This window comes from Dorea acetigenes (genome assembly GCF_025567385.1).
GTDB classification, from domain to species: Bacteria; Bacillota; Clostridia; order Lachnospirales; family Lachnospiraceae; genus Claveliimonas; species Claveliimonas acetigenes.
Genome location: NZ_JAOQJU010000027.1, coordinates 1 through 16,990, shown reverse-complemented (window position 1 = coordinate 16,990; position 16,990 = coordinate 1). Strand labels below are relative to the sequence as shown.

The window sequence follows — 16,990 nt, the reverse complement described above, 5'->3', positions numbered from 1 at the left end:
TTCATCTTACCCCCGTCAGTGTTTTTACCATGATGCCAAGATCATGGTCATAAAGCCAATGCTCAAATGCAATATCAAGAATTGGCTTCAGTATTTTTCTTGTGCTGTTTGCCTGGTTGCTTTCTAAAAGTCCTGCTTCATAAAGCTGTGTCTTATAGCAGGAACCGAGACGGTGCAGCGTATAGTCTTGAAGAGAAGCCACTTTCTCACTCTGTTCCTGCTTATTTTTGAAAAATATCCGGATATCTGCATCCGTCAGCTCATCGGAACCAAGAATCATTTTTTCCCGCACTACTTCATACACAAAATCAAAGAACAGCGTGTCATGCAAAAGAGCCGCAGTCAGCACAAATAATTTTTGTGTAGCAAGATCACTGCTCAGAAAGATTGGATAAAAGCTTTCATCTAATGTCTTGATACGGGCTGTTACGGTAGAATAAATCTGCTGCGCTCGTAGTTTTGTCGGTGCACCATAGATGTTTGTCTCTTCATTCAACTTTTTAATATCTGCAAAGCTCTTACCCTCGCTCAAAAGCTGCACGGTTTTCCGAAATTCCATGAACCAGAACGAAAATTTCACGGCTCCAGCACTATACGGTTTTCTTTCCATCTTCGTTCTCTCCATTTCCGGATTTTGTTTTAATGTATCTGCCGCTTTTGATTCTGGCATCCTTCGGCTTTTCGGCGTTAATAGGAATGACCCACTGATGGCCTAAACGCTCGGCACCATCAATTCGCCCTTCTGTGCATAATGTCTGTACTCTCCTTGTGCAGATGCCCCATTTTTCAGAAGCCTGCTTAATCGTCATGAAATCCATACGGAACCTCTTTTTCGATGTCTAAAGTCACTCGCAGCAAGTTAAAATTTCTCATTTATATTCTACTCCAAGAAACGAACAAAATCAATCGAAAGTTCTTCCAAATTTTGAACGATTTTTTAGAATCCACTCTTCTGCAAGCAGGGCTTTCGTGACACGAAAGCGATTTTCTGCTTGTTGGGGAAACTCCCCAATCCCCATAGAACGCTGCCTGCGGCATCGAGCTGCGCATCCGTTCCGGATGCTTTAACGGCAGTTCCTGCCAAAGAAAAAAAGCCCGGTGCAGCATGAGCATAACACTCACACTGCACCGGGCTTTCCATCATCTGCTATTCTGTCTATTTTCTTCTTCCTGCCGCACTTCCTGCTCATGCAGCTGCTCTTTCTTCTGTTCGTCCTCTTTAAGGATTTCCTGCACAATCTTCTGCGCCACGAGCCAATCCTGCATTTCCGATTTGGTCTTGCGGTACTCTGCATAGGAGCTTTTCTTTCGTTCCAGGAGCATCGCATACTCTGCGTTCAGCTCGCTGATGCGTGGAAGCTTTTTGTCAGAACCGTTCTCTTTCTTATAGGCATCAAACGCCTTTTTTGCTGCGCTGCGCAAGGCCAGCATATCCCGATGGGCTTCATAGAACTCCCGATTGTAGCCGGATGCCTTATACGCAGCAAAAACATCTTTTGTCTTAGCATAATTGATTAGATGCTTCCGCAGCACCGATACTTCCGACATCCGTGCCTCATCTGCCTTTACAGATTCCAGCAGCGCATCACTTTTTTCAGAAATTCCATCTGCCTTTTCTTTCAGCTCTGCATAGCTCTTGATTCCATGCTCTTCCATGAACATCATAGCTTTTGCCATCTGCTTCAGGTTAAAGACTTTCGCCCAGCGCGCATATCCCGCACCTTTGCCCGCCTGCATTTTTGCACGGACATCAACAAGGAACGACAGCTCCGCCTTCTGATGCACCTGCGCAGACCGTGCGCTTGTGCGGTTTTTCTCTGCAAATTTGCTTTTATGAACCGCATTTCCGGCAATCACTTCGCAGAGTTCTTCAACCGAATATCCTTTGCCAAGAGAGCAGAAACGAGCAAATCTGGCGTGGCCTTTTCCCCGCAGTGCAGGCTGTTTTCCATCTTTATACTCATACCCTACATCCTGCAAAATTCCAATCAGTTCCCGATAACTTCTCGGTTTTCTTTCCAATGCCGCATCAATGGCCTCGCAGATTTCATCCCGCTGCGATTTTTTCTCCGGGTATTCCGTTCTCTTCTGCCGCTCTCCATAGGGTTTCCGGATAATGACCGACAACCGATGTTCCAGGCAGACGATATCACTGAGCCTTGCCAGCGCAAGACCGGATAAGCGAAAATCTCGGAATTTTCTGGTGCAGTCTAATGTTGTCGAATTAAAAATAATGTGGTTATGAATATGCGCGCGATCAACATGGGTAGCCACGATAAATGCGTGTTTTCCCTTGGTGAATCGCATGGCTGTCTCATACCCAACCTTGTTCGCCTCCTCCGGCGTGATTTCTCCGGGCTTAAAGGATTGCCGAATCTGATATGCAATCACATCATGCGCCTGGGTTCTACCGGTAATATGCTCATACTGCCGTTTGGAAAGCAGAAATTCTTCATCACAGGTCTTTGCATCACAGGCATACGCGCTGATATATTTTCCATCTTCCGTCTTTGCTGCATTCTCAGAATAATCAGTACGGTCAGCCAGACACTGCGCTACCGTCTTTCCTTTATTGATATGCAGCGCAATTAGTCTTGTAGCCGCCATTTTCATATTCCTCCATCTAAAAAGAGCTACCCGAAGGCAGCTCTTACCAATCTACTATTCTCATTTTAACATCAGTTCCCGGTCATAAGCTCCCTGCAAATAAACGGCCTGCTTGATGATTTCTTCCATATCGAAATAGACACACATGATGCTTTCGTACAGCTTCCACACTTTAGATTCGCTGCCGCCCACCATTTCCATCAGCTGGTCTTCTATCTTCGATTGCTCAGACTGTTTTTCCTGATAAGCTGCCTCATCCACAAAATGATTCTCTCCATCTGTTTCCTCGTACCGTAAATCATAATAATCTTTCATAAACTGAATATCCATCTAATCCCTCCTGAACTCAAATTGTCAAAACATCCTCCACACACTCGCACAGCCGTTCCATTAGTTCCATGATGCCGCCCGCTCCAACCGCAGCTGCGAACAGTCCCATCTCAATCAGGGTCAGCAAGAACACATCCGTCCAGCTCGCCCGAACCACAGAATAAATGCCGCAGCCAAGAACGAAAAGCATAACCGGCGAAAGTGCCCACAGGGATAGCTGCATCAGCAGATTCCAGATAAAGCACAGAAATCGCAGCAGAAACGCAACCGGCAGCAACAGGATTTTCAGCACCAGCTTCAACAAAAAACATACGATCTTCATGGATTTCACCCCTTCGTTTTTCTTTTCATCTTCATTTTATCGTACCCGCTTGTCAAACACCACGATGTCAACAGGAAGACCTGCAAAAAATATGTAATGACACAGACTGTTTCATCTGTGCCATGTGCAATAGAAATTCCGCACGTTTGCGCCGTCATCGAATACCAGAAAGCCTCTTTAAGATCAGCTTTTGCATCTCCCAGAGTTCATCCAGTCGCTTCTGCAAATCCCGGATATCCTCCGCATAGATGCTTCCAGATTCATTGGCGCGTTTTGCGTACTGGTTCAGGTTGTTGCTGCATCGGCGAAGAAGTGTGGATACCTGCGCCACATCCGACAAATCAAGATTTACGCAGTACCCGTCCATCGCCATTTTTCTCATATAGGCACCGGTATTCCGAATCCCCAATTCTTTCTGCTTTTCACGAATCCTCGCCAGCTCTTCCGGATTTACCCGGACATTGATCCAGTGTTCCCGAACACTCATAGTGCCACCTCCTCATCATTTCGATGTGTCATCGGCGGAATGCGCCCTGCACGGTCACGCAGCTCTGCCAGGACAGACGGCTTTTCCGTTGTTTTCTCACGGTCAGGGTCATCCTTTCCACGGTCATCCATATTCAAAAGTGCGTCCAGTTCTGCCAGTCTTACACTCTTTTCTGCCAGTTCCGTCTCTTGCGGGAACGGCTTGCCAAGCTCGGCCTGCGCCGCTTCCTGTTGGCTTCTAAGACTGTCCAACTGCTGTTCTGCCTTTTCCAGCCTTGCAGGAATCCCGGCAAGAGCATTGTCCAGACGCTGGATATTGCCCGCAGCACTGGTGCCGATGGGTACCCGGTGGGTCATCTCGCCTTTCAGCAGCACCTGATACTCTTTCTGAAAGCTGTCAAATGCCAGATCCATTTTGAAACCTCGATAGCTGCCAAGCGGCACCGGCTCCAGACTCTGATTGGCTTTACAGATTGCGAGGATTGCTTCACCGGCCTCGGCTTTTTCAGTAAATCGCGTGTCCTTCACATCCATACCGCAGAACCCTTCTTCCGGCAACGGATGTGCCGCCACTGTCCGGATATCCGACTGAAAGCCCTTGATGAAACCCTGCGTCTTCTCAATCTCTGCAGGAAAATATTTCATCAGCTTATCCTCCAATCGGTACTGCTGACTCTGATGATCCGCTTTCAGCACTTTCAGCCTTGCAACATCTACATCCAAATCCATTTTCTCCTTGATCTGCGGGTCTCCTGCACAAAGTGCCTTGATCTCCGCATAGGAAAGTGCCTGCTCATCCACATCATCACAGGAACGTACCGGAGATTTGCTGGTCATGATCTGACTGATAAACTTCTGCTTATTCTCCAGTGTCTGATAGAGGTAGGCATCAAAAGTTCCTTCCGTCACATACTGATAAACCTGCACTTCTTTGTTTCGATTTCCCTGACGGATGATACGACCATTTCGCTGGGTCATATCAGCAGGCCGCCAGCCCACATCCAGATGATGCACGGCCACCAGCCTGTCCTGCACGTTCGTGCCTGCGCCCATCTTCTGCGTCGAACCTAACAACACCCGAACCTGTCCGGTACGAACTTTGGCAAACAAATCTTTCTTTTTTGCCTCGGTATCAGCATCATGGATAAATGTGATTTCTTCTTCCGGTACGCCGGACTGGATGAGTTTAGTGCGGATATCCTCATAGACATTGAAGGTTCCATCGTTTTTCGGTGTGCTGAGGTCGCAGAACAGCAGCTGGGTCAGCTTATCCGACTGTCCTTCCTCATAAATACGAAGCACATTCCGCACACAGGCGTTGAGCTTACTGTTGGGGGCATCCGGCAGGAGCGGATTCATCAGCCGCTGATCCAGCCCCAGCTTTCTGCCATCCGATGTGATTTTCAGCATGTTATCGACCGACGGGTCTACCACGCCGGAATGCACAGCCGCCGCCCGTTCCGAAAGCTCCGCCACCATCGCCTGCTGATGCTCCGAGGGCTGCACCACCACGGTTTCAAATTTTGCCTCCGGCACCGGCAGATGCAGCTGATCGGAAGTCTTGATATCTGCCACTTCCTTGAACATATTCATCAGCTCCGGCAGGTTGAAGAACTTTGCAAATCTTGTTCTTGCCCGGTATCCGGTTCCTTCCGGTGCCAGCTCAATGGCCGTGGTGGTCTCACCAAAGGTAGAAGCCCAGCTGTCGAAATGGGTCAGCCCTTTCTGCTGCAACGTGCCATACTGGAGATACCGCATCATGGTGTAAAGCTCCGTCATACTGTTGCTGACCGGGGTCCCGGTCGCAAAGATGATGCCGCGCCCGCCTGTCAACTCGTCCATATACTGGCACTTCATAAACATATCCGAAGATTTCTGCGCTTCCGATGTGGATAAGCCTGCGACATTGCGCATTTTTGTGTAGAGGAACAGGTTCTTGAATGCGTGCGCCTCGTCTACGAACAGCCGGTCTACGCCCAGCTGCTCAAAGGTAATCACATCGTCCTTTCGCTCAGTTGCCCGGAGTTTCTCCAATCTCGCCTCCAATCCTTTCCGGGTCTTTTCCATCTGTTTGATGGAGAAACGTTCGCCATTCTGGGATTTCATCTCAGCAATGGCGTTTTCGATTTCATCAATCTGGGCAGTCAAAATCCGCTCCTGCCGTTCTGCGGACACCGGAATTTTCTCAAACTGGGAATGCCCGATGATGACTGCATCGTAATCACCAGTAGCAATTCGTGCGCAGAACTTCTTTCTGCGGGCAGTTTCAAAGTCCTTTTTGCTTGCCACCAGCAATTTTGCACTCGGATACAGACGCAGAAACTCGTTTGCCCACTGAAGGGTCAAATGATTCGGAACGACAAACATGGATTTCTGGCACAGTCCCAGCCGTTTTGCCTCCATAGCAGAAGCGGCCATCTCGAAAGTCTTACCGGCACCCACTTCGTGGGCCAGCAGCGTATTGCCGCCGTACAGCACATGAGCAATGGCATTCTGCTGGTGTTCCCGCAGCCGGATTTCCGGATTCATGCCGCCAAAGCGGATATGAGAACCATCATACTCACGAGGACGGGTACTGTTGAACAGCTCGTTATACTTTTCCACAAGTTCCGCGCGGCGATAAGGGTCTTTCCACACCCAGTTCTGGAATGCATCCTTAATGGCCTGCTGTTTCTGCTGGGCGAGGGTGGTCTCCTTTTTATTCAGAACCCGCTTCTGCTTGCCGTCTGCATCCTCCACGGTATCGTAAATACGAATATCCCGCAGATTCAGCGTATCCTCCAGAATTCGGTAGGCATTGGCACGGCTGGTGCCGTAGGTCATATAGGCATGAACATCATTCCGGCTCGGTGTACTCTTGCCGGTAATCTGCCACTCTGCCGTCATGGGAGAGAATTTCACTTCAATATTTCTGCGCAGATAGAACGGCGGTTCAAAGGTTTCTTCCATAAACTGCTGGATATAATCCCGATTGACCCATGTGGCACCAAGGCGCACATCAATCTCCGACGCATCCAGGTCTTTCGGCTGTGCTTTCTTCAAATATTCCGTGTTTACCGCAAAGGCAGGGTCAGAAGCCGCAGCCAGTTCTGCCACGCGGAGTTTTTCCCGGACATTGCCGGACAGATATTCATCAGCCGTCACCCAGCCGGTTTCCTCGCCGCCCTGCGTCATCGGGTCTTTGAAAATGACACCATGCAGTTCCTGCTGGATTTTTTCAAATTCTCCCGGTGTACCTAAAAGCTCCGACATATAGGGCAAATCCACTTTGCCGCGCTCTCCGATGGAGATTGCCAGAGCCTCTGCCGGAGTATCTACGCTGGTAACAGCCCGTTCCGGTCGAATCGTCCGTTTGGTGAACATATCCGCCTTGGATTCCAGCCTGCCGTTTTCATCTACATTTTCCAGAGAGCAGAGCAGATAATAAGACGAATCTTCCGAAAAAGCCTGCGCATTTGCACGGGAGTTGATAAGCCCGTATTGATCGGCGAATCGGTCATAGGCTACATTCAGTTCCCGCTGTTTCTGGGCAATCGCGTCCTCCGGATAATCGTTCAGCTGATAGTCGATCAGTTCCTGCACAATGGTACGAAGCTCCACCATGCCCTTGATCCTGCCAGTGGCTGTCGCAGAAAGGTCAGCCTTTCGCATGATGCTGTTCTCACGGAAGTAGACATCCCCATCCACCACCGCATAGGAGAAGTTCTTTACATTAGGGTCTGCCGGAATGGTTTCGCCCTGCAAGGACAGTTCTTCCTCCGGTGCCAGCTCCTGCGCTTCATAGTGACCGCCGATATGCTGCACAGCCTCATGCAGCTGGTCTCCCAGATCCTCATCCGGAATCGGAATGACCGTACATTCTTCCTTGCCGTACTGGGTACTTTCCGTTGTAATCTCACCCAGCACCATTTCCGGGTGGTCAACAAAATAGCTGTTGAGGGTAATACCCTCCGATGTCAGCCCCAGATGCACCCAATCCGGTTCGATATCAATGGGATGGTCTCTCTTTTGCAGAAAAATGATATCCGACACTACATCTGTACCGGCATTGGCACGGAATGCGTTGTTAGGAAGTCGAATGGCTCCCAGCAGTTCTGCCCGTTGCGCCAGATACTTTCGCGCGTCCGGATTCTTGGAATCCATCGTGTAGCGGCTGGTAACAAAGGCCACGATGCCACCGGGGCGAACCTGATCCAATGCCTTGGCAAAGAAATAGTTGTGGATAGAAAATCCGAGTTTATCATAGGGCTTATCGCTGACACGGTAGTTGCCAAAGGGCACATTGCCCACGGCCAGATCATAGAAGTCGCGCCGGTCGGTGGTTTCAAAGCCTGCCACCTTGATTTCTGCCTGCGGATACAATTTCTGCGCAATGCGCCCGGTGATGGAATCCAGTTCCACACCATACAGTCTGCTTCCCAGCATGGAATCCGGCAGCATACCGAAGAAGTTGCCGACACCCATCGACGGTTCCAGAATATTGCCTTTCTCAAATCCCATACCGTCCAATGCCTCATAGATTGCACGGATCACGGTAGGGCTGGTGTAATGCGCATTCAGAGTCGAAGCCCTGGCTGCGGCATATTCTTCTTCCGTAAGAGCTGCTTTCAGCTCCTTATATTCGCCTGTCCAGGCAGTTTTCTCTGCGTCAAAGGCATCTGCCAGCCCACCCCAGCCGACATAATTGGCCAGCGTTTCCTGTTCTTCCGGTGTCGCATCCCTATGCTGATTTTCTAAGGCTTTCAGCGTGTAGATGGCATCCATGTTGGCACGGAATTTCTGCTTAGGACTGCCTTCGCCGAGGTGAAAGCTGTTGATGCGGTAGTTCTCCGCATGTTTTGCTTCATGCCCTGCCCGGAACGCTTCTTCTTTTCCAGAATTCAGATCAACCACCAGATTGTGCAGGTGAACATTTTCCTCATGCCCCAAAAGTCTTGCCAGATTCTCCTTGCTTTCCGAGCGGAAGATCGGATACACGGAATCCGGGTCCCGAAGCTCCACATCAAAAAGTCCGACTTTTTCAATCGTAAATGCCTTTCCGTCCAGATACAGCGTATCGCCGACACGATAATCTGGCTGCACCGGAGCTGCGGGTTCTGGCTGCACAGTTGCAGGCTCTTTTTCAGCCTCCATATTCCTGCCACGAATCTCCTGCAACGCCTCTGACGCACTCACATAATCGGCAAATGTCTGTACTTTTCCGTCTGAATATCCGTAATACTCTTCTTTGACATAATCCCAGATGGCAAACGCATCCTTAGAATCCGGGAAGTTCTCGCCGGTCATCGTGACTACAAACCGTTCATCCGGCGCATAGCCAGACTCTTTGGCAAGTTCTCTGGCGTGTTCCTGCATTTCCAGTACCAGAGGATCTGTCTCTGCGTGAGCCGATTCCTGTATTTCTTCGGATTCCACATCTGGGAATGGAATGTCCTGCTGCAAATTCTGCTTGCTCTGTTCAACATAGAGCCAGTCTTTTGCTTCCCGTTCCTGAACTTTTTCAATCAGCTGCTGGCGGTAGGTCTCTGCCTCCCATTCGCTGGTAAACTCCTCGCTGACACCATCCGGCTCTACATGAATGCCGTCCTGAATATCATCCCAGACCGCATAGCCAGCGTCTGTCTCCATCACGGTAAACCGCTGGGGTGCTGCCAGTTCACTCCGGGCATATACATCCGCAGCCGTATTCAGCAAGTTGTCCACATGCTCATTTCCGGTATCGTAGTGTTCCGGTGGTGTTGGCGGAAATACATGGGCGGCAGTCGGCATAGGAAGCGGTGCACCATATTCCTGCTCCAGCTTCCGATACTCTTCCATTTCCAGTGCGGTAAGATATTGACCATTTACCACAAGCCGGTCTAATCGCTTATCCACCGCCGACCATGTAAGTCGCACTTCCCGATCATGGCCATAATTGCGAAGCAGAATACCTTTTCCGTCATAATCTGCAAAACCACGACTGCCATCCATAAAGGTATAGCTGTGACCGCCAAGACCGTATTCCGCTTTCAGAAATGCAGCTCGTTCTTTCGCGTCCCCTTGCTGCTGATACAGCGCATAAATACGGATTTTTCCGCCCTCAAAATTAGAACCTGCTCGCAACATCCGGTCGATTTCATTCTCAGAAATGACAAAAGCGGAGGGCTTTTCGCTCTCCGCTTCTCTGGCTGCATTTTCTGCCGCCGCATCAATTTTCTGAATCTGCTCTGCCTCGGACTGAAACAGGCTCATAAAGTTTAGCTGTTGATAAGTTCCGTCAGAATGACTTCCTCTGCCTGCGCTTTCAGCATGTTCATGTGCTGCACCCAGGCCATTTGGTTCGATTTCTTGTCCGGTGCCGGATTCGCTTTCAGAAGCTCCGCCATCATCTGCTCCATCCGTGCGGTCGCGGTCTCCTGAATCTCCCACAGGTGCGGATACAGCTTCTCGGTCAGGATCAGGTGATTGTACAGCAGCGTGTTGTTCTCCTGCAGGAACGCTCTGCGCATCCTCCCGTACTTGCCCAGGGGCTTCTGTTCCTGCACCGACAACTGGATATCCGGAATCAGGTAATCGCCGTTCTTCGTGTAATTCAGCTCCATCATAGTTTTGGCTCCTTTCTGCCTGCTTGTCTTTTTCATAGGTTCGGATCGTGCGTTCAATTTCCCGGAAGATCTGGCTGGACATTTCGCTGACCGCAGTTCCCAGCACATTGGCGGCAGCCTGCGTATTAAAATCAAAAATGTCCAGAAAATCCTCGTGCTCAAAATAGTCATCTGCATTGCCCACCGTCCGGGTAAAGACGGAATATGCGATGCTGACAGCGGCAGCTCTCTTAAAGGAAGCTCCGATGTTGAGTTCATCATATCCTTCCAGATAGGAATCTGCAACGATGTCACTGATCTGCCTGCGATTTTCCTCCCAGTAATCCCTTGCAAGGCGTTCTGCCGCTTCCATGATATGATTTTCCAGAGACCCAGCACCGGCAGGAACATCAAATGCTACATCCAGTGCGCGAATGATTGGCTGCTCATGCTCCGCATTCATTTTCCAGAGCTGTACCGGTCGGGAATTCTTCCGTTCTCCGGTATCTGCCACATCAAATACATACCGCAGTTTCGGCTGCTCGCCGCGCATGTCCAAAAGAGCAATGCCCTTGGAGCCACGCTTCACATAGCGGTTCATCCGATCATTCCAGAGATCGTACTCTGCACAGGCCGTCGCTTCTGGCCTCTGCTTATAGATCATCAGCTGCTCCGCAAAGGGATACTTATAAAGCCGCGCGGATGTGGTCAGAAACGCTGTCCACTGTTCTTTGCTGCCAGTGATCTGTGCCGCAGCTTCCTGCGCCATCTGCATATAATAAGCCGTTTTCGTCATCATCTGTCTTTTTCCTCCTCTCCTTTATTCGTCCGGATACAAATCCAGTGCCTCATATTCTGCATCCGTCATCTCTGCCAGTTTTGCAAGCAGCGAGGCCGTCCACCTGCGCAGGTTTCTGTCTCTGCCCGTCAGACTTTTTTGCATCTTTTGAAGCTCTTCGATCAGCCCTGTCCGTGTGCCAGGGCTGTAAAGCATCATGAGCATCCATTCGTCATCCGTAAAACGCATTTATAACTCCTTTTCTTCGCAGCACCTGCGAGGCGGCGCAGGCGGCACAGCCTCCTGCTTTTCCTTCAGCTGGTCCAGAACCGATGCTTTCTCCACCGGTTCTTCCTTCTTTCCGTTATTGATTACGCCGTCAATCATGCCGTAATCGTCCTCCATCGCCATTTCTGCGGCTTTCAGGTAGTTCTCCGGTTTCAAAAATCCGGGCAGTTCCTGGAAGCCGATGGAATCCACATAGTGACAGCTTACAACACCATTCTGCCGTAAAGCCACGATGTCAGACACAGAAAGACTATGACCAGTAAAATCATCAGGGCGGGAAACATTGAATTTCGCATACAGTTCCTCCAACATCGTATTCTGATCCTTGTAGGGAAGAAGCGGAGCCATATAAACCACCTCATAATGGTCAATATCCGGTTCCAGCCCCATCCGTTCCAGTTCGCGCATAGACGAAAAGCGTTCATATACCGTATCCTCGCTGCGGCGAAGCTGCAAAATCGCATACTGGTCGGTAGTACTGTCGAGAAATGCCATCATTCTTTCGTCCGGTGCCTGCGTTCCATGCACTTCATCCCATTTTTCAATTCTTGCCATCGTTCATTTCTCCCTTCTCCATAAACGGCAGGCCGTTTTCCTTTGCTTCCTGCCGCTGCTGTTCCCGCCGCTTTTCACTATAAGGCGGTCGGATACCGACGCAGCGTTTCGGAATCGTATAAGTGACCGACCCATGCTCCCGGTGCTCCAAAATAAACTGCTCCGGATACTGTTTTCGCAGTTCCCGAAGCTTCTTAATCAGGCGGCTGTCATGGGTATAAATGCTGGCGGTATCCAGTTCATTATCAAAATTGATGACGGTTTCCTGCTCTGCCTTCGTAAGCTTGTATTTCATCGCTCTGCCTCCTTCGCCTTGGCAGCTTTCACCGGCGTATCCGTTCTGGAAGACAAATCCGAGAGTTTACCCAGCACAGATTCCCGTCTGCTGATTTCCGCTTCCTCTGCACGATCACAAAGTTCATCATAGTCAATCCGCGTCATGGTGCGGCCACCGAACCCATAATCCGAAAGAATCTGGTCTCTGGCTGCATTCATGCTGATTTCCGGGTTGTCGATCTGTCCACCGTCAATTTCCGTAAAGTCCTTATGATATAAGGTATAGTCGTAACCGTCCTCACAGGTCTGAATGGCAAGAAAGCCCTTGCTTCCCAAATCCCATGCACTGCGTTCTTCCGTAATCAGCGGCTCCGGGCGGCATGTACCACCGCCGCGTTCCAGCATTTCTGCCAGCTGACAGATGTGCAAAACATCATACCCCAGGCGCAAATGATATTCGTCCATATATTCGCAGCGAGCTGAGAACTTCCGGTTCGGATACTCGATCTCCACTGCACTGCCATCCGGAATTTTGAACCGATCCTCGTAGTTGCTGGTGATAAACCGGATATTTTTTGCATTCTCCAGCTCAGGATCAGCCTTTTTCATCTGCCAGAGAACCTTTCTGCCGCCGCGTACCTGCTCCAGCATCTCCGGAGCTACCGGCGCAACGGCAAGACCGTCAAGCTGGGGAATCTTCTGAAGTGCTACCACCCTTGCGCTTTCTTCCAGCGTAGAAGACGGCTGTTTATCCAACACATCCCAGCCAATGTGTCCCTCGGTGGTCTGCACCTTGCTGTCCATATCAAAGCAATGGAATTCCACGCCGTCCTGCTTTTCCTGCAAGGAAAGCAGCGCAGCATTATCCACCAAATAAGCTGCATTCATCATTTTCATGCTCATTTTTTACCTCCAAACTCCAGCTTAAATGCTGCTGCACCGTCCTCGCCAGTCTCTACATGAACGGTTGTGTCATAGTAACGTCCAGACTTCTTGGAATAGCAGTGGGTAAGCCGTGCTTTTCCCTGATTTACCAGTTGCTTTGCCAGTTCCTCTGTCATCTGCTTTCCCAGTGTCTGAAAGAACCTGTTTTCCTTCCAGAGCGCAAATTTACAGCTCTTATCCCTGCAAAACCATCCATTTGCCGTTTCACAAACATCGCTGCCGCAGGCGGGGCAGGAACCAATGACTTTGCATTCCGGCTGCATCAGGACATTGGCACCTTTCACAGCCTCGTAGGTTTTTACAAGTCCGCTGACCATGCTGCTGATTTCTCCCATAAAGGCATCGCTGTCATACTCGCCGTGTTCTATTTTCAGCAGTTTTTCCTCCCAGTCTGCCGTCATGGATGGAGACTGAATCTGTTCCGGCACCACCGTCACCAGCGCATTTCCCTTGTCCGTAGAACAAAGGTATTTCGTTTTCTTATCGCCCCTGCGCTCGATAAAGCCTTTCTGTACCAGTTTTTCGATGATGGCAGCGCGTGTAGCTGGTGTGCCGATGCCTTTTCGCTCTACGCCATCTGGAAATTCATCCGAGCTGGCACTTTCCATCGCTGAAAGCAGAAGATCTTCGGTAAACCTCTTGGGTGGGCTGGTCTTGCCTTCTTTCAGATCGACACCGGCAAGTTCCAATGTCATGCCTTCCGAAAGCTCCGGAAGATCACCTGCCTCCGCATTCTTCTCAGCATCTTCAACCGGCTTTCCTGCATATTGCCTCCAGCCCATATCCGTGACTGTTTTGCCTTTCGTGCGGAACTTCTGACCGGCGCACTCCGCTTCTACTATGGTTTCTGCATAGTGGCAGGGTGTTCCGACCGCACAAATCAGCCGCACCGCCAGCAGAGTAAGAATCGCTTGTTCTCCACTGGGAAGCGAGGAAATGTCATAACCCGCCGCTGTTTTTGTAGGGATAATGGCATGGTGATCGGTGACTTTCTTAGAATTGATGACCTGCGCTGCATTCACCGGTGCCGGTACATCCGCCTGAATCTGAAAGCTCTGCTGGATCACAGAAACAAGTTCCGGCACCAGCGGTGCCATATCATCCGTCAGATACCGGCTGTCGGTACGGGGATATGTCACGAGTTTCTTCTCGTACAGAGCCTGTGTGTAATCCAGGGTCTGCTGGGCAGTGAATCCCAGCTGCCGATTTGCTTCTCTCTGAAGCGATGTCAGATCAAACAAGGCCGGGGGCTTCTCTGATTTTTCTTTCTGCTCTACCTTGGTAATGATGGCACTTCCTGCCTGGCAACACTCTGCCACCAGTTTTTCTGCTTCTGCTTTTTCTTTCATTCGCTCACCGCCCGCTTGAAAATCCCGAAATTTTAATTCTGCCGAGTAGAACGGCTCCGGCTTGAACGCCCGGATTGCTGCATCTCGCATAACCACCATCGCAAGCGTTGGTGTCATCACGCGCCCCACATTCAGGGTCTGCCCATACAGACATGAAAAAAGCCGGGTGGCGTTGATTCCGACAGTCCAGTCGGCTCGCTCCCGGCATAAAGCCGCCTCATATAAGGCATCATATTCTGTTCCCGGTCTGAGCTTCTGAAAGCCTTCCCGGATAGCACTGTCCTCCATTGATGAAATCCAAAGCCGTTCCACCGGTTTTTTGCAGCCGCACTGATGGTAAACCAGTCGGAAAATCAGTTCGCCCTCACGCCCTGCATCGGTTGCACAGATCAGACTCTCCACATCTTTCCGCTGCATGAGCTTTTTCAGGATTCCGAACTGCTTTTTCGTGCTGGCGGACACCTGATACTGCCAATGTCCCGGCAAAATCGGAAGATCATCATACTTCCACTTTGCATACTTTTCATCATAGGCTTCCGGCTGGGAAAGTTCCACCAGATGCCCCACACACCAACTGACAAGGTAGCCATTGCCCTCCATATAACCGTCCCCGCGCTGATCTGCCCCGATCACTTTCGAGAGACTCATGGCAACCGAGGGCTTTTCCGCTAATACAAGCTTCATTCGATACTGCTCCTTTCGCAAAAAAATTAGCAGCCAGGCACCGAAGCGCATGACTGCTATGTAAGGAACGGTATTCTGTTTTAGGTCTACAAACTGGAATTGGTCATTCTTCTTTTTCTTCAGGAGTATCTTCATTTGGCTTGGAACTGATTTTTGAAACAATAATACCTGTGCAAGTAACAACTACCACACAAAGATACATTCCTATTCCTAATGCTCATGTACGGTAAAGTATCACAAGAAAATTATGTCGAATTGACAGCCGCCTCCGCTATACCGAATAAGGAAATAAAGAGTCCTCAAATTTTGCGCTACTAAATGAAGACGAGCGGAAGTAATCTCCCGCTCGTCAGTAAACTTAACTATGCCATATCAATCCCGCTTCTTTCCCGCCACCGGCACTAAGAACAGCGCGGGCAACAGCAGGAAAGCGGTACAGACCAGCCCCCAGGGTATGGACACCTGCTGGGCTACCAGCCCCACAATAGGCCCGCCGATGATCTGCCCGAAAGAGTCCAGCTGTCCGCTGGTGGAAAAGACTGTGGCGCGCATTTTCTCATCCACTTGGTCGTTCATCCAGGCGGCCAGCACAGGCTCCTTGATGGTGCGCATAAGCCCCGCCAGCAGGAACACCAACAACATGAACCAAAAGCTCCGCCCCACCGCGAAGAGAACCAGGCACAGGATATACCCGGCGCTGGTGGACATGACCACACTGGTTCGGCTGACAGTCCCTTTTTTCTCCATGCGGGCGATGAGCAACTGAGAAGCCAGAATACCTAAGCCTCTGCCGATAAGACTGATAACACCGAACCAAGTGACGCTGTTCAGCGGCCCGATAACGGGTATTACCGTGTCATCCAGAAAATGAGCGGTGGAGAGCCGGTCAAAGCCTTCACTGGCAAGTCCCCCGCATAGTGTGATTGCTAAGAGCGCCAGCAACACAGGTGCGCCTTTCACAAAGCCCAGGTTGAGCTTGAACAGGCAGACAAAGTCTTTAAGCAAGCCCTGCCGTTCCTCAATAGCAGGGGAGAAGTTGGTTTCTGGCATGATGCGAACCATCACCAGCCCCAACAACAAGCACAAACTGCCCCCCAAGATGATAGGCATTTGCAGGTTTATGTTTCCCAGCAGTGTGCCCAGCACCACGCCCAGAACGCCGCCGATTTGCCCCATTTGACTGCCCCGCAGGAACACCTTGTCTATGGGTTTGTCCTCTTCCTCCGAGGCAATCCACGCCTCCAGAGCGCCGGTGATGAAGGTATCACCGCAACCCCAGACAACCTGGGCCAGCAGAACCGGCGCGAACCACGGTAGCGCACCCTCCATCAGAAAGCCCAGGCCGTAGAGGAACATTCCAATCAGCACCGAGCGCCGACGGCTATACAAATCCGCCACCACACCGGTGGGCATCTCGAACAGAAAGCAGGAGGTCTCCTGAACCGTCCCTACCAGGACAAGCTGGAAAGCATCCAGCTACACCACCTCCATGTGGTACACGATGGAAAGCACTGTGGACATAGAAACCGCCAGGGAACAGACAAATCGGAACAGCAGGTAGACAGAATATGCCTTTGAATTTTTAGCAAACATGAAGTTACATTCTCCTTTCAAATCTCATTTTATATGACTTTTGCAAGCTGTTAAGCTAACTTGTGGAACATATGCCGAACCTTATCTATACGGCTATTCGGGCGGCGGGGTTGGCAAATAAATTTACCAATAGCTGGCTGGTATCCTTTTAACTCTGTCAAGCAGACTCCCTGCCCATTTGTGAAATAAGTTAAATCGTTCCTGTATTCTTGAA

At 50.3% G+C, this 16,990-nt stretch carries 13 protein-coding genes and 2 pseudogenes; all 15 read right to left on the bottom strand.

Annotated features, from left to right (window positions below):
- Position 1: 1 nt before the first annotated feature.
- Entirely contained in the window at positions 2–610 is a 609-nt protein-coding gene (locus OCV99_RS14935) for a DUF1819 family protein (RefSeq protein ID WP_138340628.1), read from the bottom strand.
- Positions 591–818 carry a helix-turn-helix domain-containing protein gene (locus OCV99_RS14930; RefSeq protein WP_002576387.1) on the bottom strand — a complete coding sequence of 76 codons (228 nt, stop codon included), beginning with the start codon at positions 816–818 and terminating at the stop codon, positions 591–593. The genes OCV99_RS14935 and OCV99_RS14930 overlap by 20 nt, the downstream gene beginning before the upstream one ends.
- A gap of 322 nt (positions 819–1,140) precedes the next feature.
- Positions 1,141–2,607, bottom strand: coding sequence for a relaxase/mobilization nuclease domain-containing protein (locus OCV99_RS14925; protein ID WP_243114906.1), 1,467 nt, complete (start codon positions 2,605–2,607; stop codon positions 1,141–1,143).
- A gap of 60 nt (positions 2,608–2,667) precedes the next feature.
- Positions 2,668–2,937, bottom strand: coding sequence for a protein BART-1 (locus tag OCV99_RS14920; protein WP_129872483.1), 270 nt, complete (start codon positions 2,935–2,937; stop codon positions 2,668–2,670).
- A gap of 16 nt (positions 2,938–2,953) precedes the next feature.
- Positions 2,954–3,259: a hypothetical protein gene (locus tag OCV99_RS14915; RefSeq protein ID WP_129872535.1), complete on the bottom strand. Its 306-nt coding sequence runs from the start codon at positions 3,257–3,259 to the stop codon at positions 2,954–2,956.
- A gap of 154 nt (positions 3,260–3,413) precedes the next feature.
- Positions 3,414–3,746 (bottom strand): plasmid mobilization protein, encoded by a 333-nt coding sequence (locus OCV99_RS14910; protein WP_002576391.1) that lies wholly within the window; start codon positions 3,744–3,746, stop codon positions 3,414–3,416.
- On the bottom strand, positions 3,743–9,850 hold the full coding sequence (locus tag OCV99_RS18295) for an SNF2-related protein (protein ID WP_416810598.1): 6,108 nt from the start codon (positions 9,848–9,850) through the stop codon (positions 3,743–3,745). The genes OCV99_RS14910 and OCV99_RS18295 overlap by 4 nt, the downstream gene beginning before the upstream one ends.
- Before the next feature lie 131 nt (positions 9,851–9,981).
- Positions 9,982–10,326, bottom strand: a complete 345-nt coding sequence (locus OCV99_RS14900; protein ID WP_227970575.1) for a TnpV protein — start codon at positions 10,324–10,326, stop codon at positions 9,982–9,984.
- Between the two features lie 802 nt (positions 10,327–11,128).
- On the bottom strand, positions 11,129–11,335 hold the full coding sequence (locus tag OCV99_RS14895; RefSeq protein WP_005929883.1) for a transposon-transfer assisting family protein: 207 nt from the start codon (positions 11,333–11,335) through the stop codon (positions 11,129–11,131).
- On the bottom strand, positions 11,336–11,929 hold the full coding sequence (locus tag OCV99_RS14890) for a YodL domain-containing protein (protein WP_129872481.1): 594 nt from the start codon (positions 11,927–11,929) through the stop codon (positions 11,336–11,338).
- Positions 11,916–12,224, bottom strand: coding sequence for a hypothetical protein (locus OCV99_RS14885; RefSeq protein WP_008396497.1), 309 nt, complete (start codon positions 12,222–12,224; stop codon positions 11,916–11,918). The genes OCV99_RS14890 and OCV99_RS14885 overlap by 14 nt, the downstream gene beginning before the upstream one ends.
- On the bottom strand, positions 12,221–13,108 hold the full coding sequence (locus tag OCV99_RS14880) for an LPD16 domain-containing protein (protein WP_129872480.1): 888 nt from the start codon (positions 13,106–13,108) through the stop codon (positions 12,221–12,223). Before OCV99_RS14880 ends, OCV99_RS14885 begins: the two co-directional genes overlap by 4 nt.
- Complete coding sequence (locus OCV99_RS14875; RefSeq protein ID WP_129872479.1) at positions 13,105–15,183, bottom strand: DNA topoisomerase 3; 2,079 nt, start codon at positions 15,181–15,183, stop codon at positions 13,105–13,107. Before OCV99_RS14875 ends, OCV99_RS14880 begins: the two co-directional genes overlap by 4 nt.
- A gap of 372 nt (positions 15,184–15,555) precedes the next feature.
- A pseudogene (gene tet(40) / locus OCV99_RS14870) lies at positions 15,556–16,776 on the bottom strand (tetracycline efflux MFS transporter Tet(40)).
- Between the two features lie 50 nt (positions 16,777–16,826).
- Positions 16,827–16,990 (bottom strand): annotated as a pseudogene (locus OCV99_RS14865) (elongation factor G); the annotation flags it as partial.